Annotated in this window: 18 protein-coding genes and 1 riboswitch; of the genes, 12 read left to right on the top strand and 6 right to left on the bottom strand. The window is 40.7% G+C overall.

The annotated features are described in order from the left end of the window. Positions 1-130: 130 nt before the first annotated feature. From E7B10_RS02790 to dapF, 5 genes are all read right to left on the bottom strand, one after another. Positions 131-4219: a subtype B tannase gene (locus E7B10_RS02790; protein WP_287510581.1), complete on the bottom strand. Its 4089-nt coding sequence runs from the start codon at positions 4217-4219 to the stop codon at positions 131-133. 447 nt (positions 4220-4666) lie between these two features. Continuing rightward, positions 4667-6661 carry a fructose-specific PTS transporter subunit EIIC gene (locus tag E7B10_RS02785; protein ID WP_004695026.1) on the bottom strand — a complete coding sequence of 665 codons (1995 nt, stop codon included), beginning with the start codon at positions 6659-6661 and terminating at the stop codon, positions 4667-4669. Between the two features lie 33 nt (positions 6662-6694). Further along, positions 6695-7609: a 1-phosphofructokinase gene (pfkB, locus tag E7B10_RS02780; RefSeq protein WP_004695028.1), complete on the bottom strand. Its 915-nt coding sequence runs from the start codon at positions 7607-7609 to the stop codon at positions 6695-6697. A gap of 28 nt (positions 7610-7637) precedes the next feature. Continuing rightward, positions 7638-9035 (bottom strand): Na+/H+ antiporter NhaC family protein, encoded by a 1398-nt coding sequence (locus E7B10_RS02775; protein ID WP_050774475.1) that lies wholly within the window; start codon positions 9033-9035, stop codon positions 7638-7640. 1 nt (position 9036) lies between these two features. Next, a complete protein-coding gene (gene dapF, locus E7B10_RS02770) occupies positions 9037-9870 on the bottom strand; it encodes a diaminopimelate epimerase (RefSeq protein WP_004695030.1) in 834 nt (277 codons plus the stop codon). Between the two features lie 318 nt (positions 9871-10188). On the opposite strand from dapF, the gene ptsP reads away from it, so the two are divergent. Together ptsP and E7B10_RS02760 are read left to right on the top strand one after the other, a co-directional pair. Next, positions 10189-11916, top strand: coding sequence for a phosphoenolpyruvate--protein phosphotransferase (ptsP, locus tag E7B10_RS02765; RefSeq protein WP_287510580.1), 1728 nt, complete (start codon positions 10189-10191; stop codon positions 11914-11916). 137 nt (positions 11917-12053) lie between these two features. After that, positions 12054-12314: an HPr family phosphocarrier protein gene (locus E7B10_RS02760; RefSeq protein WP_105087143.1), complete on the top strand. Its 261-nt coding sequence runs from the start codon at positions 12054-12056 to the stop codon at positions 12312-12314. Positions 12315-12406: 92 nt separating this feature from the next. On the opposite strand, the gene E7B10_RS02755 is transcribed toward E7B10_RS02760, so the two are convergent. Further along, entirely contained in the window at positions 12407-12685 is a 279-nt protein-coding gene (locus E7B10_RS02755) for a metal-sensing transcriptional repressor (protein ID WP_004697521.1), read from the bottom strand. 330 nt (positions 12686-13015) lie between these two features. On the opposite strand from E7B10_RS02755, the gene E7B10_RS02750 reads away from it, so the two are divergent. The 10 genes from E7B10_RS02750 (at position 13016) to E7B10_RS02705 (ending at position 26409) form a co-directional block, all read left to right on the top strand. Next, positions 13016-13822: a biosynthetic peptidoglycan transglycosylase gene (locus tag E7B10_RS02750; RefSeq protein WP_287510578.1), complete on the top strand. Its 807-nt coding sequence runs from the start codon at positions 13016-13018 to the stop codon at positions 13820-13822. A gap of 252 nt (positions 13823-14074) precedes the next feature. After that, a complete protein-coding gene (locus E7B10_RS02745) occupies positions 14075-15286 on the top strand; it encodes an argininosuccinate synthase (RefSeq protein ID WP_008602405.1) in 1212 nt (403 codons plus the stop codon). Beyond that, a complete protein-coding gene (gene argH, locus E7B10_RS02740) occupies positions 15286-16713 on the top strand; it encodes an argininosuccinate lyase (protein ID WP_008602407.1) in 1428 nt (475 codons plus the stop codon). The genes E7B10_RS02745 and argH overlap by 1 nt, the downstream gene beginning before the upstream one ends. 589 nt (positions 16714-17302) lie before the next feature. Further along, complete coding sequence (gene potE / locus E7B10_RS02735) at positions 17303-18634, top strand: putrescine-ornithine antiporter (protein ID WP_004697529.1); 1332 nt, start codon at positions 17303-17305, stop codon at positions 18632-18634. Positions 18635-19037: 403 nt separating this feature from the next. Then, positions 19038-19225: riboswitch (cobalamin riboswitch) on the top strand. Between the two features lie 144 nt (positions 19226-19369). Further along, the gene (nikB, locus tag E7B10_RS02730; protein ID WP_316055465.1) at positions 19370-20308 is read left to right on the top strand and encodes a nickel ABC transporter permease; all 939 of its coding nucleotides are present in this window, start codon (positions 19370-19372) and stop codon (positions 20306-20308) included. Then, on the top strand, positions 20308-21129 hold the full coding sequence (gene nikC / locus E7B10_RS02725) for a nickel transporter permease (protein WP_004695039.1): 822 nt from the start codon (positions 20308-20310) through the stop codon (positions 21127-21129). The genes nikB and nikC overlap by 1 nt, the downstream gene beginning before the upstream one ends. Positions 21130-21282: 153 nt before the next feature. Then, complete coding sequence (locus E7B10_RS02720; RefSeq protein WP_004697531.1) at positions 21283-22851, top strand: ABC transporter substrate-binding protein; 1569 nt, start codon at positions 21283-21285, stop codon at positions 22849-22851. A 12-nt stretch (positions 22852-22863) separates the two neighbouring features. Beyond that, positions 22864-23661, top strand: coding sequence for an ABC transporter ATP-binding protein (locus tag E7B10_RS02715; RefSeq protein WP_287510576.1), 798 nt, complete (start codon positions 22864-22866; stop codon positions 23659-23661). After that, a complete protein-coding gene (locus tag E7B10_RS02710) occupies positions 23654-24469 on the top strand; it encodes an ABC transporter ATP-binding protein (protein ID WP_004697532.1) in 816 nt (271 codons plus the stop codon). The genes E7B10_RS02715 and E7B10_RS02710 overlap by 8 nt, the downstream gene beginning before the upstream one ends. Before the next feature lie 386 nt (positions 24470-24855). After that, entirely contained in the window at positions 24856-26409 is a 1554-nt protein-coding gene (locus tag E7B10_RS02705) for an ABC transporter substrate-binding protein (protein ID WP_287510575.1), read from the top strand. The last annotated feature ends 67 nt before the right edge of the window (positions 26410-26476 follow it).

The following is a 26476-nucleotide window of genomic DNA, read 5'->3' as shown; positions in this document are numbered from 1 at the left end:
ATTATTCATAGTCGGAGAGGAACTTTCACAATAACATTTATAATTGAAAACACAAGAAAATTTATAATTGTATATGAAAAAGGAGCTACTGGGTAGCTCCTTTAGTATTTTGGTATGTATTTAATTGTAATTATCTACCGTTTTTAACGATATTATCCATCCAGTTGAATAATTCTTCTAAATCGTAGTCACCAGAGTGATCTACATTAAATGGTGTTGCCATATCTACTCTGTACCCAAGGTTTTGAGCACGTGTACCTACGATTAAAGGAATTGCAACAGATGTATTACTGTCGGCTGTGCCATAACGAATACGATAGAATCGTGCATTTGTCGCAGCAGGAGAACCAAGATAGTTCATTGGGTTCATCATAGTAACGATCTTAGCATTTTCTACGTATACATCTTGGTTAGCTGTTGAATCGTGTAATGCAGCAGTAATGGTAAAGTGATTATTATCTGTAGTACTTGTACCAAATAGATTGTTTTCACCTGTATCATTAGCACGAGAGTCAAAGGCACCAGGCGCTTTTGAGCGACTTACAAAGTGGTTATATGCTTCCCAGTTTATGTCTTTGATAGTTCCTGTTTTATTATCTCGTACAAGGTATGTATGCTTGGATAAATCAGTACCTTTAGCTGCTGCTTTATTAGCGGCAGCAACAATAAATTCTTTTACATAATTTTTGAAAGTACCGTTACCGTTCTTGTCAAGTTTTAGTACACGACCTAGAGAGTCACGTAATTGTAAGTTATTTACGTAATCAGGGAAGTGTTCGCTGAGCATTTTAGAGTATGATAGATCGTCTGCATTCAAGTTTACACGTTGCATCGTGCGTTGTGGTGGAGCAGAGTTGCCACCTACATTAGCTTGTGGTAATTCGCCTTGGCCCATAGTTACTTTGTTAAAGGATGTGATACCATTATAGCTCCATTCGTAAGCCATATCAGCCGCATCAAGGTTAGTGATAGGGGCATACGCAGATACTGCGTATACATTAGTTGCCGCTGTAGCTGCACCTAATGCTTGTAAATATGGTTGGAAGTCGGAACTGTTACCAGTTGCACCTTGTAACAAGGATACACCACCGCCTGCACTTGTACCATTTGTGATAATGCGGTTTGCATTACCTGGCATAGCGGAATCGTTAGCGTGTAAGTAGGCTGTAGCCGCTTGTAAGTCAACGATTACTGCCGGGGCCTTACCGATGAAGTTGCCATCGGAAGCTTTATTGGTACGACCACGAGTAGATGGGGAAGCTACTACATAACCACGGGATAATGCGTAAAGAACACTGTTAGGTTTTCCATTTTCCACCTTAGGCGTCATAGCTTGGCTCGGCATGTAACCACCTACTGCATTTGGCATGAAGATAGGGGCTGTTTGGGTATTGTAACCATTGATTGTACCGTTGTTGAAATATTCCTCTGGTACATAAATGTTCATGTATTGCTGATCTATGTCGATTGGATTAGCCACGTAAGGGATATACTCGAAGGCGCGATATTTAATTTCCTTATTATCTACTGTGGTAGACATGGATTCATAATTTTTCGCGTCGAAAGCAAGACTAATCTTTGCAGACGCATCAGCTTGCAATGGGGGTTCAATTGGTTGGGAGAGAATATTTTTCTCTTCTGTAACAGTAGAGCCCTTTGTGGAAGCTTCATTACGAGCGTTTACATAAGATTGCGGTAATTTACTTTCTTGAACCTGTTTAGTCTCTGCGTCAGATTTAGCTTTTGCTTCGGCTTCAGATTGAGCTTTAGCCTTAGCCTCGGCTTCAGCCTGAGCTTTAGCAGCAGCATCTACTTCTGCTTTAGCTTTTGCCTCTGCTTCAGCTTGCGCTTTAGCAGCAGCGTCTGCTTCTGCTTTAGCTTTTGCCTCTGCTTCAGCCCGAGCTTTAGCAGCAGCGTCTGCTTCTGCTTTAGCTTTTGCCTCTGCTTCAGCCTGAGCTTTAGCTGCAGCTGCCGCTTCTTCTTTTGCTAGTTGTTCAGCAGCTAAACGTTCTTGTTCTTCTTGGATCACAGCTTGTCTTGCAAGTTCCGCTTGTTTAGCAGCAATACGTTCTTGCTCCGCTTTTATAGCGGCTTCGCGTTCAGCTTTAGCTTTCTCGGCCGCGATACGCTCTTGTTCAGCTTTTAAAGCTGCTTGCCGTTGAGATTCAGCCTGTTGTGCGGCGATACGTTCTTGTTCTGCTTTAATAGCTGCTTGGCGTTGAGCTTCAGCCTGTTGAGCTGCCATACGTTCTTGTTCTGCTCTAATAACTGCTTGTCGTTCGGCTTCAGCTTTAGCGGCGGCTTCAGCACGTTGGCGAGCTGCTTCTTCAGCCGCTAAGCGTTCTTCTTCAGCCTGTTGAGCGAGGATACGCTCACGTTCAGCTTTTAAAGCTGCTTGGCGTTGAGCTTCAGCCCGTTGAGCGGCAATACGCTCTTGTTCAGCTTTAATAGCTGCTTGGCGTTGCGCTTCGGCTTGCTGAGCGGCGATACGTTCTTGTTCTGCTTTAATAGCGGCTTGCCGTTGCGCCTCAGCTTGTTGAGCGGCGATACGTTCTTGTTCAGCTTTAATAGCTGCTTGGCGTTGAGCTTCAGCCTGTTGAGTGGCAATACGCTCTTGTTCAGCTTTTAAAGCGGCTTGGCGTTCAGCCTCAGCTTGTTGAGCAGCGATACGTTCTTGTTCAGCTTTAATAGCGGCTTGCCGTTGCGCTTCTGCTTGTTGAGCGGCGATACGTTCTTGTTCAGCTTTAATAGCTGCTTGGCGTTGCACTTCGGCTTGTTGAGCGGCAAGACGTTCTTGTTCCGCTCTAATAGCGGCTTGACGTTGCGCTTCGGCTTGTTGAGCGGCGATACGTTCTTGCTCGGCTCTAATAGCGGCTTGGCGTTCAGCCTCTGCTTGTTGAGCGGCGATACGTTCTTGCTCTGCTTTAATAGCCGCTTGACGTTGCGCCTCGGCTTGTTGAGCAGCGATGCGTTCTTGTTCAGCTTTAATAGCTGCTTGGCGTTGCGCTTCGGCTTGTTGAGCGGCAAGACGTTCTTGTTCCGCTCTAATAGCGGCTTGACGTTGCGCTTCGGCTTGTTGAGCGGCGATACGTTCTTGTTCTGCTTTAATAGCGGCTTGACGTTGCGCTTCGGCTTGTTGAGCGGCGATACGTTCTTGTTCCGCTCTAATAGCCGCTTGACGTTGAGCTTCAGCTTGTTGAGCAGCGATACGCTCTTGTTCCGCCTGTTGCTCAGCAATACGGCGTTGTTCCTCTTGGATACGAATGCGTTCCAGCTCTGCCGCTTGACGACGTTCTTCTGCAATACGCGCTTGCTCAGCTTGTTGGGCCGCAATACGTTCCTGCTCAGCACGTAAAGCCGCTTGGCGTTGAGCCTCTGCTTGTTGAGCTACCACACGTTCTTGTTCCGCCTGCAAAGCTGCTTGCCGTTGGGCTTCTGCTTGTTGTTGTGATTGTAGTGCGGCTTGCCGTTGTGCTTCAGCTTGCTTTTGAGCAAGTTGTTGTTGATCAGCTTGTGATAAATTTTCTTGTTGGGATGCTTCTTCAGCGGCTAGTTGAGCTAGACGCTCACGCTCAGCTCGTTGAATATCTCGAATCGTAAGCCTCTGTTTTGCTACTACGGCTTTTGTTACTGTAGTATTTGATACAGTTAATGGAGCTATGGATTCTTGTTGAATAACAACAGGCGTACGCTCTACTTGTGTAGTTTGTACTTGTTGCTTACCATCCACTGGTTTCTCTACAGTAACAGGTTCAGTTTTTCGTTGTACATTTATCAAACTGTGCATTGCTAATGTAGGCTCCATGACAGTTTTTGTATCTTTATTGACAACATACTGAGGTTGAGTTTGAACCTGTTGTTGAGATTGCATTGGTACTACTTGTTGCGGTACTGATTGCAATGGTGTAACTTGTTGAGTTTGTACAGGGCTAACCGTTGCTGGTTGCATCACGTAGGATGGTTGAGGTTGTGCCATCGGTGGTGTTTGTTGTTGTACAACGGTGGCCGGTTGTGGTGTAGCTGGTAAGACTGGCTGAGTTGCAATTGGTTTCACGACTGGAGTTGCTACACTTGTAGGACTCTGTGTCGTTGATTCAGCACTGGTACTCGTACCTACTAAATCATTCATGTTAAGTGTAGGCTCTGCATGGGCAACACCACCCAATGCAGCTGCAGCAAGAAATGCAGCAGTGACCTTACAATTTTTGGATGATTTCATGAATTAGCTCTCCGAACTAGATTTCTAATAATAGTTTATAATTTTAAAGTTTATTAATATTTATATAGTTTAACATAAATCGATGTGATTGTACAATTTTGAGGACTTGCTTCCACTTTTGAAAGTAGTCTAGATTATAAAATATAAAATAATATTAATTATTTTTGAATATCAGAAAAGGACTAGATCACGTATACTTCTGAATTGTTGTTCCAAAATTGTGTCCAATTTTAGGTCAGTTCAGAATACGTATATTCTAGTCCTTTTACTATATCTACTGGTGTGACACCAGCTTTCACCATCGATAAGAGTCATTAATCAATTAGTCGCTAAATGTTAACTATTAGTTACTAACTGCTAATCGTCGAAACTCATCATAAACAATCAACAATTATCAGCCATCAATCAATCATATATAAGCTATAATTGATGGTTAATTTTAATGATTTATTTTGTGATACTATTTTTTAAGCTTGGCTTTACAAGTGCTAAGATAAAGCAAGCCACAACGGAACCGATTGCGATGGACGCAAGGTATAGTAGTGGATTACCAATTGTTGGTACTACAAAAATGCCGCCGTGTGGAGCGCGTAGTGTGCATTCGAAGAACATGGATAACGCACCGGCTGTACCAGCACCGATAATACAAGCTGGTAATACGCGAACTGGATCGGCTGCTGCAAATGGGATGGCACCTTCTGTGATGAAGGAAAGGCCCATGATGTAGTTTGTGATACCAGATTTACGTTCAGCCTCTGTGAAGCGGCTAGGGAAGAATGTAGTACAAAGAGCGATTGCCAATGGAGGAACCATACCGCCTGCCATGACAGCCGCCATAATACCGTATTCGCCAGTTGCAAGAGCACCAGTACCGATAACATAAGCCGCTTTGTTTACAGGGCCGCCCATGTCAACGGACATCATAGCACCAAAGATAAGACCTAACAATACGCGGCTCGTTGTGCCCATGGATTGCAAGGAGTCCATCAACCAGTGGTTAAGTGCGGATACAGGAGGATTGATGATAAAGGTAATGGCGATACCAATGAATAATACGCCAAGCACAGGGTAGAAGAGAACCGGTTTTGTACCTTCTAAGGCTTGAGGTAAACCAGATACTAATTTCTTAACTAATAATACCAAATAACCTGCTGCGAAACCGGCAATCAATGCACCTAGGAAACCAGAGCCACCTTGGTTAGCTAATAAGCCTCCAACAAAACCAGCTACAAGACCTGGACGGTCCGCAATACTCATAGCGATGTAACCCGCTAATACGGGTAACATGAAGCCAAAGGAAGCGCCACCGATTTGCATTAAGAAAGCTGCAAGAGGTGTACCGGAACCAAAGTTTTTAGGATTTGCTGGGTCGAATACATCGAATAAAAAGGCAAGGGCAATTAAGATACCGCCACCGATAACGAATGGCAACATGTGGGAGACACCATTCATCAAATGTTTGTAGATTTGACGACCAAAGTTATCTGCCGCATCGAATGCAGCCACTGCACCATTTTTGTCAGATGGGGAAGCATGGTATACAGGTGCTGTACCAGCCATAGCTTCACGCAATAACTCTTCCGCTTTATTGATGCCGTTCGCAACCTTAGTTTGAATCATAGGTTTGCCATCAAAGCGTGCCATCTCTACTTGACGGTCAGAAGCTACGATAATGCATTTAGCGTGCTCGATTTCTTCTGCTGTAAGAGCGTCTTTAACACCAGATGCACCATTCTTTTCTACTTTTAAAGAAACACCCATTTCTTTAGCTTTGCGTTCTAAAGATTCAGCCGCCATATAGGTATGTGCAATGCCTGTAGGGCAGCCAGTAACAGCAAGTACATCATAATGCGGGTTATCTACAGAAATCTTAGGTGCTACCTTTTCAATTGCTTCTGTAGCCTTTGCTTCGATAGCATCGGTAATGCTGGTTGCTTTTTGATCCTCTGCTGGTTTGATATATCCTTCTACGGATGGGTCAAAGTTTCCTTCTTCTTTAGCTGTAATGAGCTCTAAGAATCGATCAACAGTAGCCGCTTGAATTAGGGCTTCTTTGAAGTCTGGGTCAATCACCATAGTTGCTAGTTTGCTCAATACCTCAACATGAGTGTCAGCGGCGCCTTCTGGAGCCGCAATCATGAAGAATAGGCGAGAAGGTTGACCATCTAATGCTTCAAAGTCTACCCCATTAGGTACAACCATAGCGGCGAGGCCTGGTTCTTTTACTCCTGCAGATTTAGCATGTGGTGTGGCAATACCGTCGCCAAGGCCTGTAGAACCAGACTCTTCACGAGCGAAGACAGCTTTTAAATATTCTGCCTTGTCTGTCAAATAGCCTCCTTTGTCCATCAATTCACCTAAGGTGTAAATGGCGTCAGCTTTTGTGACAGGATCTGCATTCAGTAGGATAGATTGAGGTTTTAATAGATCAGTGATTTTCATATGTGTACTCCTTGATGCACATAAAATATAAAACTATTTAACTCGTACTTGTGAAAGCAGTGTTTCTACTTCTTCAAGGGTTGCGAGGTTTTCAGAGTAAGCGGAGGCAGAGCCACTGGAGATACCCCAATAGAGCGCCTCTTGTAAGTCACCCGTCTTTTCATAGCCCGTAATAAAGCCGGCTACCATGGAGTCGCCAGCACCCACGGAATTCACGAGAGTTCCTTTAGGGGCAGGACTGGTATATACAGTGCCGTCAGCGGACACCAAAATAGCACCATCACCAGCCATGGAGATGAGCACGTGTTGTGCGCCTTTCTCTTGCAATGTTTTTGCTGCTTCTACAAGCTGATCTTTTGTAGATAAAGTGCGCCCAAAGATTTCACTAAGCTCGTGATTATTTGGCTTAATTAAAAATGGTTTATAAGGCAAGACTTTTGTGAGTAGATCCTTTGTAGCATCGACTACGATGCGAATATTTTTATGTTGTAAGCGCTCCATAATGAGTTCGTACATATCGCTTGGTAGGCTAGAAGGAATGCTGCCAGCAAGGATTAAGGTGTCCTTTTCGGTCAACGCATCAAGCTGTTTGTATAGAGCTTCTAATTCGTCGGTAGCAATGATTGGGCCGCGGCCATTAATCTCTGTTTCCTCATCAGAGGCTTTTACCTTAACATTGATGCGGGTTAATCCTTCGCGAAGCCGGATGAAATCTTCTTTCACGCCGAATTTCTTGAGTTGTGTTACGATTTCTTCGCCTGTAAACCCTGCGATGAAGCCGAGTGCTGTCGTATCCATGCCAAGATTGTTGAGCACGATAGATACGTTGATACCTTTGCCACCACCGAGAACGTATTCTTGGATGGTGCGATTAATAGTACCCGTCTTGAGGTGATCAAGGCGCACGATATAATCGAGAGCTGGATTAAAGGTAATGGTATAAATCATACAATTTCCCCTTTTGAGATAATACTAATTAGCGTATGATTGGTTGATCTTGCTTCCGTAATCGTAACCAATAGATGAGTGGTACTAGATATAGGAAGAAGGCAAATGGTACATAACCTGTTGAACTTGTACCCATCATGACAATGGGCACGTAGGCAGCGATATTCCATGGTTGTAATGGAGCGATGAGAATGCCACTATTTTCAAAGTCTAGCATTACATCTTCGTCTTGAATACCTCGCTGTGCGTAGGTAATACGCATAATAGAGTGCGTCATAACTACCGCAATAGCTTGGCTGCATCCAACCGCACCTGTTAAGAAAGCAAGACCTACATTGGCAGCAAATACATCGCTCCGTGTTTTAGCTCGCTCTAACAGTTGTCGTATATCGTTCCAGAAGCCAACCCCTTCGAGCATGCCTGAAATGGCAGTAGCCATAAAAATTGAAAGGGTAGGGATAAACATCGTTTGTAGACCGCCGCCATGAATGATATTAGCTAGTGGATTATAGTGCGGTAGTTCAAAGCCTGTTAAGGTATACCATCCCAACTCTGAGAGGCTCGCATCCTGATTGGTATAGGCTAGAATGGCCGCCGCTAATGCACTGAGTCCGATAGGCCAACGGATAGATACTTTCAAAGGCAATAGACCAATGACGATGATGACTGGAATCCATAATGTCCAATCGATATTGAAAATAAAGTGAATTGTATCGGATAGTAAACTATTTTCGTAATTGAGTGGGTACCACTGAGATAGTAATAGATACAACACTGTAGAGATGATGAGTGCTGGAATACCATCTTTAAACATAATGGGAATATTCGTCGATACCTTTGTATGGGTCAAGGCCGCTACAAGAGATGCACTAGAGGATAGTGGACCGTTTCGATCACCAAAGTAAGCACCTGCAATAATGGCACCAACTACGATATTTTCTGGAATACTTCCAGCTCTTGCCATGGTGATGAGTACGATGCCTATCGTTCCTACAGTGCCCAGTGCAGTACCTAACAGCATACTCACTATGGCTGTTATTAAAAAGGCACAGACGATAAAGATGGATGGATCAATTAAATCGATACCTGTGGCGATAATCATAGGAATAACGCCTGCTGCTTGCCACATGGCGATGAGCCAACCGATGAGAAGGAAGATTTGCATCACTATGATGGATGTTTTCGCACCTGTCCAAGATAGGTTTAATAATTCTTTTAGGGCATATCCTTTGCGGTAGAACACGTAGGCCATGATGCTCCATACGACAATCAAGGCATAACCAATAGCGATGCTATTGGCTACGGCTATGAGGATGACGAGAATGGATGCAAGTAGTCCCAAAAGGGGCTCTATATTCCGTGGTATGAGTGTGCGACCCTGTTGGTACCTTAGGAACGCATTTAATATAAGTTGTAACCACTTCATTTTAATCGATAGGAAGTTCTGTTTCGAAGACTTCCTCAGCCGGGCCTGTCATGAGCACCGTGCCATCCTCCAAGTATGAAATATGCAATGTTCCTAAATAGAGTTCCACATCTACTTCGCGGCCTGTTAAGCCCTTTTCAAAGGACATAGCGGCAGAGGCACAAGATCCTGTTCCACAAGCTAAAGTAGCGCCAGCGCCGCGTTCCCATGTGCGCACCTTGATGTGTTTGTCGTTTACCACTTCAATGTAGTTTACATTGGTGTTGGCAGGGAAGGCATCGTGCTTTTCAAGGATAGGGCCTTGTGTTGTAACAGGGGCTTTTGTAATGTCGTCGATGAATACCTCCGTATGAGGCACACCGAGCAATACAGAACTCACTGTTACGGTTTCACCGTTTACATTAAGGTCTACGTCGATAACCTTATCCATGTTTACATTCATAGGAATGTCTTGGGCCTTAAAAAATGGTTTGCCCATGTCTACAGTAACTTGTGTGACTATACCGTTTTCGATAGTCAATGTAGGCTTCATTACGCCAGCTAAGGTTTCAATGGTGAAAGTCTCCTTCGTTGTTTCACCGTGTTCATAAGCGTATTTGGCAAAGCAACGGATGGCATTACCGCACATTTCTGCTTCACTACCATCGGAGTTGATGATGCGCATGCGCACATCACAGGTTTCGGAAGGAACTAGGATAGCAAGACCATCAGCACCAATACCCGTGCGACGATCGCAAAGGCGGATGGCGAGGTCTGTGTAGTCTTTAGACGTCCCTTGTGGGTCGGCAAAGAGGATGAAGTCATTGCCGAGACCATGCATTTTCGTTAATTTCATAAAGTCTCCTATCAATAAGTAAGACTTTCACCATGAAGCCCGTGAAAGTCTCATATGTTTATTATTATATATTCTATATTATAATATTATATCATAAATAGGTCCTAAGCATGGCATGGAATCGTATAAATTTATAGCAAAATAAAGGGAAAATAAGGAAAGCTTACAACGTTTATTGAGAGTTATAGTAAAACAAAAAATGCCCCATATGGGACGGTTATTTAAGGGAGTATAGGTATTTGGATTACTTTATTGTTTAACAGAGAAATGATAAAATAAAGAGTAATGTAGTTAATCGTAATAGAAAGAGGAACACATATGCGAATTCAAGGGATTTCTGGATCTCGTGGCGTTGCAGTAGGCAATGTATATAGATATATTCAAGAGGAAATTGTCATTCCTGATTACAATGTAACGGAAGACAAGGTAGAAGAAGAAATTGGCAAGTTTGCAACTGCTATGGCATCTACCTTAAAACAATTGGATACTATTCGTAAAAAAGCGTTGGATGAAATGGGGCCAGAAGAGGCGGCTATTTTTGAAGCGCATATGCAAATTGCTCAAGACCCATCCTTATCTGACGGAATTAAATCCCTTGTTGAGTCTAGCCATATGAATGTGGGAGCGGCTACGGCTCAAACAATTGAAACCTTTGCAAATATCTTTCTCGGCATGGAAGACGCCTATATGCGTGAACGAGGCGCAGATATTAAGGATATCGGTGATCGTTTGATGCGTAATATGTTAGGCATGAACCCTCGCGGTTTATCACATATTTCTGGCGAGGTTATCTTGGTGGCTCATGATTTGGCACCATCTGATACGGCATCCCTTGATAAAGCGGTAGTAAAAGGTATCGTTACGGCAGCAGGTGGCCCTACATCTCATGCGGCTATTATGGCTCGCACCTTAGAGATTCCTGCAGTTATGGGCGTTGGTGATATTGAAAGCTTTGCAGATGGCGATAAGGCAGTCGTTCTTGGTACGGATGGTATCGTGGAAATCAATCCATCTGATGCGGATTGGACGGAGTATACAAATCAAGCGTTGGCGTTCCAAGAAGAGTTAAAACGGTTACGCGAATCCGCTAATCTTGAAGCTACTACCATTGATGGTCATCATGTAGAACTATTCGGCAACATTGGTAAGGCGAAGGATGCTAAACATGCGCTCACTATGGGCGCACAAGGTATTGGTTTGTATCGTACAGAATTCCTTTACATGGAAAACGATGAACTGCCTTCGGAAGATGTACAATTTGAAGAATATAAAAAGGTGGCCCAAGAGATGAAGGGGCAGCCTGTTATTATCCGTACCATGGACATCGGTGGAGACAAGGAATTGAAATGCCTTGATTTACCAAGTGAAATGAATCCATTCCTAGGATATCGCGCTATTCGTATATCCTTAAATCGTCCAGACATCTTTAAGGTACAATTGCGTGCCTTATTACGAGCTAGTGCGTTTGGTGATATTCACATCATGTATCCTATGATTGCTTCCGTTGAGGAAGTGAAGCAAGCGAATGCTATGCTTAGTGAATGTAAGGAGGAACTGGAGGCTGAGGGTAAGGATTTCAACAAGGATATCAAGGTTGGCATCATGATCGAAGTACCAGCGGCAGCTGTTATATCTCCAATCCTTGCTAAATATGTAGACTTCTTTAGTATCGGTACGAATGATCTTTGCCAATACACATTGGCAGTAGACCGTATGAACGAAGCAATCGGTAGCTTGTATCAACCATTGCATCCAGGCGTGTTACGTCTTATTAAGCACGTCATTGACGCTAGTCATGAGCAAGGTAAATTTACAGGTATGTGTGGTGAGCTTGCTAGTGATCCTGTGGCGACCATGATTTTATTAGGTTTTGGTCTCGACGAATTTTCCATGACTGCTTCTTCGATTCCTCTTATTAAAAACATCTTGCGTTCTGTTTCCAAAGCAGAATGTGAAGAGGTGGCAAATAAAGTACTTACTATGGACACAGCAGAAGAGATTACAGAATACGCTAAATCTGTATTAGCTGAAAAAGGTTTACTATAATCTAGTTTTACCTTAAATAGAATCATTACATAGCAAATACGATGTAATATACTTGAATTGAAATGCGTAATATTGATACAATATATCTATTAGAACGTATGGATAGGCACCGCCTATCGAGATAGAAAGAGGTTATCATGAAAGAATTAACAGTAGAAATTACTAACGAATCCGGTTTACATGCTCGTCCTGCTACAGCTTTCACACAATTGGCGGCTAAATTTGCATCCAAAGTGACCATCGCTGCTAATGGTAAAACAGCAGATGCTAAATCCATCTTAACTGTATTGACCTTGGGTGCTACAAAAGGCACATCCGTTACCTTGGCTGCTGACGGTGCTGACGAAGATGAGGCACTCACTGCATTGAGCGAATTCTTAACAACTAACCACGATTAATATGAGGGTAACAAAAAGGACCCTACATTTTGAACTGCACCTCCAAAAATTATGTCCAATTTTTGGGTGCAATTCATTTGTAGAGTCCTTTTTTATTTACCCATATTTGCAAAGCGCTCTACAGCTTTTGTAAAGTCGCTAATGGTTTTTTCTACGTCACCATGTTCAATACCATCTCGTACGCAGTGGTTGATATGACCTTCAAGAATTACTTGTCCTACTTTATGTAGTGCAGACTTAGCTGCATTAATTTGGCTCAACACATCTTCGCAGGGAATGTCTTCTTCAATCATTCGATCAATAGCTTGCACTTGACCTAAGATTTTACGCAATCGACGATGCAGATTTTCTGAATCCATACACTGTTTCATTTTACTCCTCCATAGGCATGTTTTTATCATCTTATATATTATACTCTATTTAAAGTTTTTAATACAACTTAATAAGTATAACTAATATGCATTAATCGGTATTTATAGATATATAGTATTGTGCCGTTATAAGATATATTAAATATATTTGTAGTATGAGTGGACGTAAAAACTAGTGTTTTACATATCTTCTTATTGATTGATGTGATACAATACATTTAATATACTTTATATTTGTATATGTATATAAGGTATTGTATATATGGCTAGATTATAAACCTATATTTACATGTGTTTATATTACAGACCTTTAAGAAATAGGTGAAAGAAATGAAAGTATTTCGCTACCTTCGAAATCTAGTGGTGTTCGTGGTGGTCATGATTTTGGCTATGTTTATATATGACGGATATCATAGCTTTCAAGGGACAAATCATGAGAGTAAAGCTCATACACTTGTTGAAAAACAAATAGAACAAAGTGAAGACACGCTCAGTCGTACGGAGCGAATTATACGACTGTTTACATTTAGAGATAAAGTACAGATAGCTCTTAATCAACGTGTTTCAAAAGAGCATTGGGTGAAAGGGGATGTTATTCCTGAGTATACAAAGAATGCACTAATCGCTATTGAAGATAAGCGGTATTATAAACATGGAGCTATTGATGTACTCGGTATTATTCGCGCCTTGTACACAAATACCATAGCAGGTGAAACGCTAGAAGGCGGTAGTACTATTACACAACAACTCGTAAAAAATCTGTTCCTTTCATCGAAGCGCATCATGAGCCGTAAGGTGGAAGAGGCTATTCTCGCTAGTGAAATGGAACATTACTATTCTAAGGAAGAGATCCTTACCATGTATTTGAATACCGTATATTATGGTCATAATTATTATGGTATCTACGAAGCAGCTCACGGATATTTTGGTACGAGTCCTAGTCGATTAACATTGGGGCAAAGCGCTTTGCTTGCTGCATTACCCAATGCACCGTCCTATTTAGATCCTTACACGAACTATGAAGGGGCTAAAGCTCGACAAAAGCTGGTGCTCGAACAAATGGTAGACCAAGGTATGATTACACAAGCCGAGGCAGACTATGCGTACGAACAGGACTTGGAGCTTGTGGAAGAATAACTTAATATATTTAATAAGCTATATCTGGTGTTCGATTACTAGATATAGTTTTTTTATTAGTTCGGAAAGGAAATATATTATCAAAATGAATAAAAATAATGCTTGCATTTATAATTATACAGGTGTATACTATTTTTTGTCAGAAGGAGAAAATGCCTGTCGGTAATAGAAGATACCAAGGTGCTTTCACAATTATCTGATATTGTATTGATTATATGAGTCTAAATAGATAGTGGTTTATGAGGTGTTATCATGGGTAAAGCAAATAAAGTAGTACTCGCATATTCTGGTGGCTTAGATACTTCTGTTATCATTCCTTGGTTAAAAGAAAATTATGGCGCTGAAGTTATTGCTGTGTGTGTAGACTTGGGCCAACCTGAGGATTATGATGCAGTTGAGAAAAAAGCAATCAAATCTGGCGCATCTAAAGCGTACATCGTTGACGCTAAGGAAGAGTTTGTAAAAGATTATGTATGGCCTACAGTAAAAGCTGGTGCGATCTACGAAGGTAAATATTTATTAGGTACATCCTTTGCTAGACCTTTAATCGGTAAAATCCTTGTAGATATTGCAAAAAAAGAAGGCGCTGATGCAATCGCTCATGGTGCGACTGGTAAAGGTAATGACCAAGTTCGTTTTGAGTTGACTATCAAAGCATTAGCTCCTAACATGAAAATCATTGCTCCTTGGAGAGAATGGGATTTGAAATCTAGAACAGATTGCATGGAATATGCTGCTAAACACGATATTCCAGTTGTAGCTACAAAATCTCATCCATATTCTATGGACCAAAACGTATGGCATTTGTCCCATGAAGGCGGCGAACTTGAAAATCCAGCAAATGCTCCTAAAGATGATGTGTACTTGGTAACACATACACCAGAACAAGCTCCAGATGAAGCTGGTTATGTAACTGTATCCTTTAAAGAAGGTGTACCTGTAGCCGTAGATGGTCAAGAAGGCACCCCATTACAAATATTAGAAAAACTCAATGAAATCGGCGCACATTATGGTGTGGGCGTTGTAGATATCGTTGAAAATAGATTGGTAGGTATGAAATCCCGTGGTGTTTATGAAAACCCGGGTGGCTCCATCATCATGTATGCTCACAGAGAACTTGAATACCTTTGCTTAGATAGAGCTACATACCACTACAAAGAACTCATTGCTAACAAATACGCTGAACTCGTATATGATGGCATGTGGTTTGCGCCATTGATGAACGCATTACAAGCGTTTGTTGATGAAACTCAAAAAACTGTAACCGGTGAAGTAAAACTTAAATTGTACAAAGGCAATATCATTTCTGCGGGCAGCACTTCCCCATATTCCTTGTACAGCGAAGATTTCGTAACATTTGAAGAAGATGATGTATACGATCAATCTGATGCAGAAGGTTTCATCAACTTGTTTGGTTTACCTCTCAAAATTAATGCATTGATGAAAGAGAAAGCAGGTAAATAATGGCTAAATTGTGGGGCGGGCGTTTCATAAAAGGCACTGATAAAGCGGTAGAGGATTTTACATCCTCTATCGCTTTTGATGCGCGGATGTACGCCGAAGATATTGCAGGTAGCAAGGCACATGCGACAATGCTGGCAAAACAAAATATTATCTCCGACGCAGATCGAGATGCTATTTTAGCAGGTTTAACAAAAATTAAAGGGCAAATCGATAAAGGGGAATTCCCATTTTCTATAGCTCTTGAAGATATTCATATGAATATTGAAAAGCGTTTAACTGATGACATCGGTGAAGCAGGTGGTCGTTTGCATACAGGTCGTAGCCGTAATGACCAATGCGCAGTAGACTTGCACATGTACGTGCGTAAAGCTGTTGTGGAAATGGGTGAACTCATCGTAGATATGCAGAAGGCTCTCATCGAAACAGCTGAAAAGTATAGTGATGTTATCATGCCTGGCTATACGCATTTACAACGGGCTCAACCTGTATTGTTTGGGCATCATATGATGGCCTATTTCTCTATGTTGGAACGCGATTTTGATCGTTTGTTGATGGTATTCAAACATGCTGACATCATGCCACTTGGGGCCGGCGCATTAGCTGGTTCTACATACGGCATTGATCAAACATATACGCAAAAGCTTTTGGGCTTTTCTCGTATTTACGAAAATAGTATGGACGCCGTATCTGACCGTGACTACGTAGTTGAATTCTTGTCCTTTGCATCTCTAGTGATGATGCACTTGAGTCGTCTTAGTGAAGAATTGATCTTATGGTCTACCAACGAGTTTAATTTTATTGAACTTGATGATGCTCACTGCACGGGCTCTAGTATTATGCCGCAAAAGAAAAATCCTGACGTTTGCGAGCTGGTTCGTGGTAAAACAGGCCGTACCTATGGTCATTTGTTAGGCCTTTTAACAACTTTGAAAGGCCTGCCTCTTACATACAACAAGGATATGCAAGAGGATAAAGAAGGTATCTTCGATGCTATTGATACAGTACACTTCGCATTGTCCATTAATGCGGCTATGATTCGTGGTATGAAGGTCAATGGGGCTCATATGAAAGCAGTCCTTGATGACGACTTCTCTAATGCTACGGATATGGCAGATTATCTTGCGAAGAAAGGTGTCCCATTCCGTGAAGCCCATGAAATTGTAGGTAATGCAGTGCATCATTGCATCGAAAAAGGCTGTGTACTCCTTGATCTATCCGTAGAGGACTTCAAAGCTATTTCCAACCATTTTGATGCAGATATTCTTGACGCTATCTCCATCGAAGCTTGCGTTGCAGGTCGTAATAACTATTCTGGTACGGCTCCAGAATGTGTGGAACGACAACGTAATAATGGTAAAATTATTATCGCTGCTGAGGAAAAGCAAATTGCTGAATGGAAAGAAATCGTTGAATCTGTAGAAGAGTAGAGCTTAGTGCGGAATAAGCAGTAGATAAAAATAAAGAATAGTTATCAATAAAATCTGGAAAAATAAGATTGATATACATATAAGGATTTCATTAAGGGTCTAATATTGCCCATTATACTTATATGTATATCGATTTTTTATTTAAAAGCTAGACGATACCTATAAAGCCCAAAATTCTAATTGATAATCCACTATTAAAATGATGTATTTACATGTACATGTATAGTGGACTGTGAGAGAATAATAGTCTTGTACTAGGACACTATAACCGTGATAGATAGGAAAAATTACATCTATACACAGAATAAAATGGGGTAAAAATATACTTTGCCACGATTAAAATGAGTTCTGTTCGATTTTGATGATAAATTACCTATGATTTATTCAATTCGTGTAATATGCCTTGTCCGCCAATAAAGTACTTTTATTTTGGTTTCATAGGTGTTATTATTTAACTCGTAATAAGAATAAAAACGGTAAATTCACATTCAAGCCCATCACAGCACGAACTGAATTTACTTAGCGGTATATATATTTTAAGTGAATTATGGACGAGAAAAAATTCACCTTAGTGAAAGGGGATTGATACATGAAAACCACCGCTAAAAAAATGTCTGTATTCCAGCTAACCACAATGGTAGCAGCCAATATGCTAGGAGCTGGGATCATTATGTTACCAACTAATTTGGCTCAAGTTGGTACTATTTCAGTTTTATCTTGGCTCGTGACAGCTGTGGGTGCGCTTTTACTAGCGTATATTTTTGCTCAAGCGGGTATGTTCTCCCAAAAACAAGGGGGCATGGGCGGTTATGCAGAACATCGCTTCGGTAAAACTGGACATTTTATGGCGAGCTATGCTTACAGCATATCTCTCATCATTGCTAATATCGCCATCGCGGTATCTGCCGTAGGTTATGGCGCAGCTTTCTTTGGTGTTGACCTCAATGCGACACAAACAAGTCAGGTAACAATTGTGCTCTTGTGGTTTGCAGCGATTCTAAACTTCAGAGGGAATCGTTTCACAGGTCGACTCAGCAATATGACTATTTGGGGCTCTATTGTTCCGGTTTTATTAATCGGTACAATCGGCTGGTATTGGTTTGATCCATCTATTTATTGGGCGGCATGGAACCCAAATGATCTTCCGCTTTATGATGCGGTAAAGCAATCTATTTCCCTAACTTTATGGGGCTTCCTAGGATTTGAGTCCGCAGCGGCTAATGCTGATGCTGTTGAGAATCCAAAGAAAAACGTACCTATCGCAACTGTGGCGGGTACATTAGCAGTGGCAGTGGTTTATATCTTGTCCACAAACGTTATGGCAGGTATTGTGCCTAACGTTGATTTATTAAATTCTAATGCACCATTCGGTTTGACATTCGTATACATGTTCAATGATACAATTGCAAACATCGTTATGGCTGCTATGGTTATTTCTTGCTTTGGCGCTTTGCTTTGCTGGCAATTCACATTGTCTCGCGTCTTCAAAAGTGCAGCAGAACATGGTTACTTCCCTAAAATATTCGCTCGTGTAAATAGCAAAGATGCTCCTGTTCGTGGTGTATTGATTTTACTCGCTGTTGAAACATTACTTACTTTATTCACTGCAAGCGAATCCTTGCGTGAGCAATTTGAAATCTTAGTAAACTTAGCGGTTGTAACTAACGTAGTACCGTATGTATTGTGCATTTTGGCAGTACCTACAATGATGCGTATGGCTGGCGTAGCTGAAAGTCGTATTAAACGCTCTAATTACTTGTTCGGTATAGGCGTTCTTTATTGTCTATATGCAATCTACGCATGTGGTTTTGATGCTATGGTAGGTAGCGCAGTGGCAGTAAGCATAGGTTTGGTGATTTATGTTTTGCGTAAAGCGTGGGATACACGCAGAGCACACCGCTTACAACAAAGTATTGATTAACTGAATACATCTCGTCTTATTAGAGGCTATTACTTGGTAATAGCCTCTTTTTTATCATAATCATGCATTAGACTCATAATTAATGCGAGCTAGATATGAAAAAACATGAAGAGTATAATTATTAATCAAATTTTTGCTGTGTATAAAAAGATTTTATAATAAAGTTTTTACATTGCTTTATTATTAATAAAATTAATATATATACTGTCATATACAGTAAATATAATAAAAAATTATTTATATAAGTTAATTTATATAATTTTATGCAGGATTGTGAATTTAATCATTAATCAATATTTTTTATCAGTATAAAAATTATATTGAAAATATGCGAAATACATATACCCATAAGGGGTATATGTATTGTAAATAGAGTGTTAATATAGTATATTTATAATCGATAAAAATGAATGAACTAGTGAGTGTCGGTATTTACCGAGCGTAAAAGAGGAAAATGGGTGAAAAACCCATACTATGTAAATAGCTGTAATGAGGAGCAAGGTTTCATTATAGGGTCACTGGGAAACTGGGAAGGCCGAAATATTGCGATGAATCAGAGTCAGAAAGCCTGCTCTAAAGGCATGGTATGCATATGCTGTGCTTAATTTGGGTTAGTCGGGCGACTAACCTTTTTTCGTTCCCTAGCCTTTAAGCTTCATCGCTATATAAAAAAGCTAGTACCATTAGTTTGTCATTTGAATTGTTGTTAGTGTTTAGAGAGTTTAGGAGGCGCCTATGGGCAAACGCTTTGTCAAACAATTGGGGCAATTTATTGTTACCTTGTTTGGCATCACATTTTTGACATTTTGTCTCACCTATTTAGCACCAGGTGACCCAGTAACGATGTTACTTGAAACGGCAGATACTATCGTATCTCAGGAGCTTATCGATGAAACTCGGGCTCAGCTTGGGTTAGATAAACCATTTGTAGTACAGTATGCAAACTGGGTCGTCAATGCCGCACAAGGTGATTTAGGGATGAGTTATTCTGCTAAAAAACCAGTAGTAGATCGTATGTTGGAGGCTTTACCAGGTACATTAATGTTAGCGGGTACGGCTTTAGTATTTACGCTGCTCTATGCATTGCCTGCAGGTATTATAAGCGCCTTAAATCGTAACAAATGGGTTGATTATGTGTTGAGATTTCTATCCTTCGTAGGCGTATCTATGCCTACGTTCTGGTTAGGTCTTGTACTGATTTACATCTTCGGTCTTAAATTGGACCTTGTACCGATTGCATCCTCTCGAGTGACTGCGTCTGGTGTTATTTTGCCCGCTATTACTTTGGCAGTTGTTGTTGGGTCTAAATACATGCGTCAAGTGCGGCTCGTTATCCTTGAGGAAATGCAAAAGGATTATGTTATTGGCGCTCGTGCTCGCGGTGTTAGTGAGATAAAAATTTTATTCGGTCATATTTTACCTAATGCGGTGTTACCACTCATCACTATTCTTGGTGTTGTTATTGGTTGGTTACTAGGTGGTGTGGCAGTCGTAGAAATGGTATTCTCTTGGCCGGGACTTGGGAATATGGCAATTTATGCTATTACTATGCGCGATTATCCATTGATTGAAGGTTTTGTGTTGTGGGTTGCTTTAGCATATATGTGTATTAACGCATTGGTTGATGCATCATATATCTTATTAGACCCTAGATTGAAAAGGGAGAGAGCATAATGGCAGAATTTATTCAAAAACATAAATTGTTCTCTTTCTATAGTGGGTTGATGATTATCATTGTTCTCATCGCTATCTTTGCACCCTGGCTTGCACCGGGCGATGCTTTCACCTCAAATATAAGTCAGGCATTGCAAGCACCAAGCAGCCAACATTGGTTTGGTACAGATAAATTAGGACGTGATGTATTATCTCGTATCATTTATGGTACTCAATTATCCTTGTTCATGGGCGTATCCATCGTCGTTATCATGGTGAGCATTGGTACTATCATCGGTGCTATAGCAGGCTATTTTGGCGGTAAAGTTGAAATGGTTCTTATGCGTTTAGCAGACATCATGTTATCATTCCCTGGTATCGTATTGGCTATTGCTATTGCTGGTATTCTAGGTGGTAGCATTGTAAATACGATTTTAGCCTTATCTGTTGTAGGTTGGGCAAAATATGCTCGTATTGTACGTTCTATGACGCTCAAGGTGCGCGGTGAGGAATATGTAACGGCTGCTGTTATGATGGGCGCATCTACGACGGCCATCATCAGACGTCATATCATTCCTAATATTATGCCTCTCGTTATTACAACAGGTGCATTAGATATCGGGGCTATCATGATTGAGGTAGCAGGTTTATCCTTCCTTGGCTTTGGTGCTCAGCCACCGACTCCAGAATGGGGTCTTATGCTTAACGAGGGTCGCCAGTACTTGCAAACGAGTCCATGGCTCATGGCATTCCCTGGTATGTCCATCCTTATCGTGGTTGCTATTTTTAATCTTTGGTCTGACTCCTTACGAGATGTAGTGGATCCAAAAAATCAAGGATAAAATTGTTTTTACCTTCATAAATTTGAATCTTTATCTAGTGAAAGTTTCATTATGATTGGTAAGAAATTATGGTTTTTCCATCACAACTATTTTAGATAGTGATGATGTTAAATGTTTTTATGTTTTACATGTAGTTGTAAAAGGAGATTTTAAATGAAAAAATCTTGGAAAAAGGCCCTATTAGCAGGTCTTAGTATTGTAATGATGGGTTCCTTCATAGCTGGTTGTGGGTCTGATAATAATGGTGCTGCTAACAAAGATGTATTAAAAGTAGGCGTTACTAACTTCGCATCCACATTAGAACCTACAGAAAACTTCTTCGCATGGGTTGTAATGCGCTATGGTGTAGGTGAAACATTGGCTAAGTTTGACGAACAAATGAAACCTCAACCATGGATTGCATCTAAATGGGAAGTATCCCCAGACCATAAAACGTGGACTTTCACAATCAATGATAAGGTGAAATTCTCCAATGGTAAAAAAGTTGATGCAGCAGCTGTAAAGGCGTCTATTGAACGTGCTTTTGCAAAGTCTAATCGTGCGAAAACATTCTTTGAATATGACTCTATGGAAGCTAATGGTCAACAATTAGTTATTCATACAACAAAAGAATATCCTAATATGCCTGGCCTTTTAGCGGATCCGTTGTTCCTAATCGTTGACGTTCAAGCTGAAAAAGATGGCCGTAACTTTGCGAAGGAAGGTCCTATCGGTACAGGCCCATATGTAGTTAAATCCTTCACTAAAGAACGTGCTGAAATGGCTGCGAACGAAAACTACTGGGATGGTACAGTACCATTTAAAACTGTAGAAATTCCTTCCATCGATGATCCTAATACGCGTGCTTTGAGCTTACAATCTGGCGACGTAGATATGGCTGTTAACATCGGTCCTGGTGAAATTGGTTTATTCCAAGGCAATGATAAATTCAAAGTAGATGAAATCGCATCTCTTCGTGTCGTATTGGCCCGTATTAATCAAAAAGGTATTCTTGGGGATGACAAAGTTCGTGCTGCAGTTATCTCTGCAACAGACCGTAAAAACTATGCTGATGTATTGTTAAAAGGTACATTTATTCCTGGTTCTGCTCCAATTCCACCATCCATGGACTATGGCTTCAACGATTTGAAAGATCCTAATGCGTATAATCCTGAACGTTCTAAACAATTGTTGGCTGAAGATGGTTGGAAAGATACTGATGGCGATGGGATCCTTGATAAAGATGGCAAACCATTAACATTCAACTTCATAGTATATAACTCTCGTGCAGAATTACCACTTTATGCAGAAGCTGTTCAAGCAGACCTTAAAAAGGTTGGCATCGATATGAAAATCAAAACAGTTGACTATAACTTGATCGATAAAATGGGTCAAGACGGCGACTATGATATGCTTATCTCCAACATTGTAACAGCTAATACAGGTGATCCAATCTGGTTCTTGGCTAACTATTGGCACACTAACAACAATGGCTCCAACCCTCAAAATGGTTCTGGTTACTCCAATCCACAAGTTGACCAATTGTTAGATGCAGCTGAAACTGAATTCGACCCAGCAAAACGTCGTGATTACGCAATGCAAATTCAACAATTGTTGATGAATGATGGTGCTGCATTATTCTTAGGCTATCCTAAAACTAATATCGTTACAGGTTCTTACTTGAAAGGTGCTGTAATGTACCCAAGTGATTACTACTGGATTACTAACAAAATTACAAAATAGTGAGGAGCTATAATGGCAGAAAACATACTAACTGTAGAAAACCTTAACATTGCGTACCAAGGTGTGCCTGCTGTTATGGATGTGAACTTTACCTTGGAACGCGGTAAGGTATTAACCATTGTAGGTGAGTCCGGATCCGGTAAAACTACTGTAATCCGGGCCCTCATGGGTTTATTACCTGTAGGTGGTGAGGTTACAGACGGTACAATGATCTTTAACGGTCACAACCTTCGTACCCTATCTAAGTCAGAATGGAGAGCCATACGTGGTAAAGATATGGCTATGATTTTCCAAGATAGTGGTAGTGCATTAGATCCAATTGTTCGCATTGGTAAACAATTTAGAGAATTGTTTACATCTCATATTGAAATCACTAATGATGAATGTGATCGACGAGCAATTGAGTTATTAGAATCTGTATCTCTTCCTAATGGAGCGGATATATTGCGCCGTTATCCACACGAATTATCTGGTGGTCAACGTCAACGTGTTGGTATTGCTATGGCGTTAGCATTGGACCCAGCATTACTCATCGGTGACGAACCGACATCTGCACTCGATGTAACAACACAATCTCAAGTGGTTATGCAAATGCTTGAACTAGCTAAAGAGCATAATTCTGCAATAGTCATGGTAACTCATAACCTTGGTGTAGCAGCGTATATGTCTGACTATATTATTGTTATGAAAAAGGGCCGTGTTGTAGATGCTGGAACCCCACAAGACATTTTGGAAAATCCATCTAATGAATATACGAAACAACTAAAAGACGCTGTGCCAAAATTGGGAGGAGGTCGTTACATTGACTAATTACGCAGTAGAAATTAAGAATGTATGTAAACGATTCCCACTTCCTACTGGTGGTGAGCTTGAAGCATGTAAGGATATTAATATAACTCTCGAAAAAGGTCAGTCCCTTGGGATTGTAGGGGAATCTGGCTCTGGGAAAACAACATTGGTTCGTATGATCATGAAAATGCTTCCTATTACGGAAGGCGAGATTTATGTAGAGGGTGTAGAGATTCAACATATGAATTCTGAACAAACGAAAGAATATCGTAAAAAGATTCAAATGGTATTCCAAGATCCATCTGCAGCTTTTAACCCACGTATGAAGGTTAAAGATATCATTCTTGAGCCACTTTATAATTTTGGTCTTCTTGAAAAGGGAAAAGAAGAGCAAATCGCAGGTGACTACCTGGAAATGGTAGATTTACCTCGCGAGTTTATGCATCGCTATCCTCATGAAATGTCTGGTGGTCAACGCCAACGTGTTGCCATTGCTCGTGCTATCGTTTTAGAGCCCGAAATCCTCGTGTTAGACGAGGCTACTAGTGCCCTAGATGTATCTGTACAAGACTCCATTGCGTACCTTTTGGCGCGTTTACAAAAAAAGAAAAATTTAACATACCTATTTATTGCTCATGATATTGCCTTTATTCGTACTATGTGCCACAAGGTGGTCGTAATGTACAAAGGTGCTATCGTTGAAGAACTAGATGCTTTCCACTTGGCGGATGCAAAACATCCATATACAAAGGTTTTATTGAGCTCTATCTTTGAAATTGGTCAAGATCATAAGCCGCTTACCTTGGATGAGGCTGCATTAGAAGCTTAATAGGAAAATTTACTTTCAAAATTTCAAAAGTATAAATTTGAAATGTAGAGAGTTACATCGGATAGGTAAACTTAAAATAGCAGTTAGTTTCAAGACTAACTGCTATTTTTATGCATAGTTAAGATATGAAATTTTTTAATAGATATATTGAAATGTTTCTCAAATTATACATTGTGTTAACACCTAATATATAGTATAGTTGACTGTATAAAATATACCCCTATGGGTATAATAAGATATGCTCATATGAAGTGATGTACATAGATTCTCTTTATATTAACTATTGTAAAAGCAGGTTATATTTACTAGATTATGTTAATGCAAAAAATAGTGAGTATCTGAGTATAAATAGATAGTTAATGTGTGTAGAAAGGTTAGGTGTATAAATGAAAGGATTACGCAAGGCTTTACTAATTGGTATGACCCTTGGTGTGACTATGCTCGGGACTATTGGTTGTATGAATCAAGATTCTGCTTCATCTAATGATGTATTAAAGGTAGGGGCTATTAGTTTTGCTGGCACATTAGAACCAACGGAAAATTATTTTAGTTGGGCCGTTGTACGATTTGGTATAGGTGAAACGCTTATCAAGTTTGATGATCAAATGAAAGCAACGCCTTGGCTTGCCACCTCTTGGAAGCAAGGTGATGACAAGTTAACATGGACTTTCACCATCAATGATAAAGTTAAATTCTCAAATGGTAATAGTTTGACAGCTGAGGCGGTAAAAGCATCTTTAGAACGAACTTTTGCTAAAAGTAAACGAGCAAAAACGTTCTTTAACTATACAGAAATTACTGCTAACGGTCAGGAGTTGACCATCAAGACTGACAAGGAATATTATAATTTGCCCAACTTGTTAGGAGATCCATTGTTTTTGATTATGGATGTGACAGCAGAGGCGAATGGTCGTGATATTGCAAAGGAAGGTCCTATTGGTACTGGTCCATATGTAGTATCCTTTTTCACAAAAGAGCGTGCTGAACTAAAGCGCAATGATAATTACTGGGATGGCAAGGCAGGCTTTGCTAAGGTTGAAATCCCATCTATTAATGATGCGAATACTCGTGCTATGGCGTTACAAGCGGGCGATGTAGATATGGCCGTTAACATTGGACCTGGTGAATATAGTATCTTCCAAAATGATAAGAAATTCACTATCTATGAAGTGGCTTCCTTGCGTGACGTATTTGTTCGTATAGGGCAAAAAGGGAAACTACAGAATCCTAATCTTCGTGCAGCCCTCATTGCAGCAGCAGACCGTGAGTCTTATGCGAAGAACCTCATGAAGGATACCTTCGTAGCCGGTAAGGCTCCATTGCCACCATCCATAGACTATGGCTTTAACCAATTGCGTGATCCTAATAAATATAATGTAGAACGTGCTAAAGAATTACTGAAACGTGAAGGTTATGAAGATACAAATGGCGACGGTATTGTAGATAAAGACGGTGAAAACCTCGTACTTGATTTTTATGCCTACACAACTCGTCCTGAATTGCCATTATATGCGGAAGCATTGCAAGCGGACTACAAAAAAATCGGTGTAGATTTACGAATTAAAATCGTAGATTATGCGGTTATCGACACATTATCTCAATCTGGTGATTATGATATGATTATCTCCAGTGTTGTAACCGCTAATACGGGTCAACCAGTATGGTTCTTGAAACAATATTGGGGTATAGGCGTTGAAACTAATGGGTCTGGCTTCTCTAATCCTCGTTTCGATGAATTGTTGGCTCTTGGTGAAAGTAGTAGCGATCCAGTGGTGCGTCGTAATGCGGTTATCAATGCCCAACAACTGATGTTAGATAACGCTGTAGCATTATTCCTTGGGTATCCTAAAATTAATATTGTAGGTAATAAACATATTGATGGTATCAAGATAACACCGTCTGAATATTACATCATTACAAAAGATTTGAAAAAGAAATAAAGTTTGCTGCTTACATAAAAATAAAAGGACTAGCTCGCATGGGCTAGTCCTTTGTGTTATCTAAATA

The organism is Veillonella sp., assembly GCF_032470285.1.
Classification (GTDB): domain Bacteria; phylum Bacillota; class Negativicutes; order Veillonellales; family Veillonellaceae; genus Veillonella.
This window is presented reverse-complemented; position numbering and strand designations above follow the sequence as displayed.

Bases quoted from the DNA above. Each gene is read 5' to 3' on its own strand.
- E7B10_RS02790 (WP_287510581.1), bottom strand. From the start codon at position 4,219: ATGAAATCATCCAAAAATTGTAAGGTCACTGCTGCATTTCTTGCTGCA.
- E7B10_RS02785 (WP_004695026.1), bottom strand. From the start codon at position 6,661: ATGAAAATCACTGATCTATTAAAACCTCAATCTATCCTACTGAATGCA.
- pfkB (WP_004695028.1), bottom strand. From the start codon at position 7,609: ATGATTTATACCATTACCTTTAATCCAGCTCTCGATTATATCGTGCGC.
- E7B10_RS02775 (WP_050774475.1), bottom strand. From the start codon at position 9,035: ATGAAGTGGTTACAACTTATATTAAATGCGTTCCTAAGGTACCAACAG.
- dapF (WP_004695030.1), bottom strand. From the start codon at position 9,870: ATGAAATTAACGAAAATGCATGGTCTCGGCAATGACTTCATCCTCTTT.
- ptsP (WP_287510580.1), top strand. From the start codon at position 10,189: ATGCGAATTCAAGGGATTTCTGGATCTCGTGGCGTTGCAGTAGGCAAT.
- E7B10_RS02760 (WP_105087143.1), top strand. From the start codon at position 12,054: ATGAAAGAATTAACAGTAGAAATTACTAACGAATCCGGTTTACATGCT.
- E7B10_RS02755 (WP_004697521.1), bottom strand. From the start codon at position 12,685: ATGAAACAGTGTATGGATTCAGAAAATCTGCATCGTCGATTGCGTAAA.
- E7B10_RS02750 (WP_287510578.1), top strand. From the start codon at position 13,016: ATGAAAGTATTTCGCTACCTTCGAAATCTAGTGGTGTTCGTGGTGGTC.
- E7B10_RS02745 (WP_008602405.1), top strand. From the start codon at position 14,075: ATGGGTAAAGCAAATAAAGTAGTACTCGCATATTCTGGTGGCTTAGAT.
- argH (WP_008602407.1), top strand. From the start codon at position 15,286: ATGGCTAAATTGTGGGGCGGGCGTTTCATAAAAGGCACTGATAAAGCG.
- potE (WP_004697529.1), top strand. From the start codon at position 17,303: ATGAAAACCACCGCTAAAAAAATGTCTGTATTCCAGCTAACCACAATG.
- nikB (WP_316055465.1), top strand. From the start codon at position 19,370: ATGGGCAAACGCTTTGTCAAACAATTGGGGCAATTTATTGTTACCTTG.
- nikC (WP_004695039.1), top strand. From the start codon at position 20,308: ATGGCAGAATTTATTCAAAAACATAAATTGTTCTCTTTCTATAGTGGG.
- E7B10_RS02720 (WP_004697531.1), top strand. From the start codon at position 21,283: ATGAAAAAATCTTGGAAAAAGGCCCTATTAGCAGGTCTTAGTATTGTA.
- E7B10_RS02715 (WP_287510576.1), top strand. From the start codon at position 22,864: ATGGCAGAAAACATACTAACTGTAGAAAACCTTAACATTGCGTACCAA.
- E7B10_RS02705 (WP_287510575.1), top strand. From the start codon at position 24,856: ATGAAAGGATTACGCAAGGCTTTACTAATTGGTATGACCCTTGGTGTG.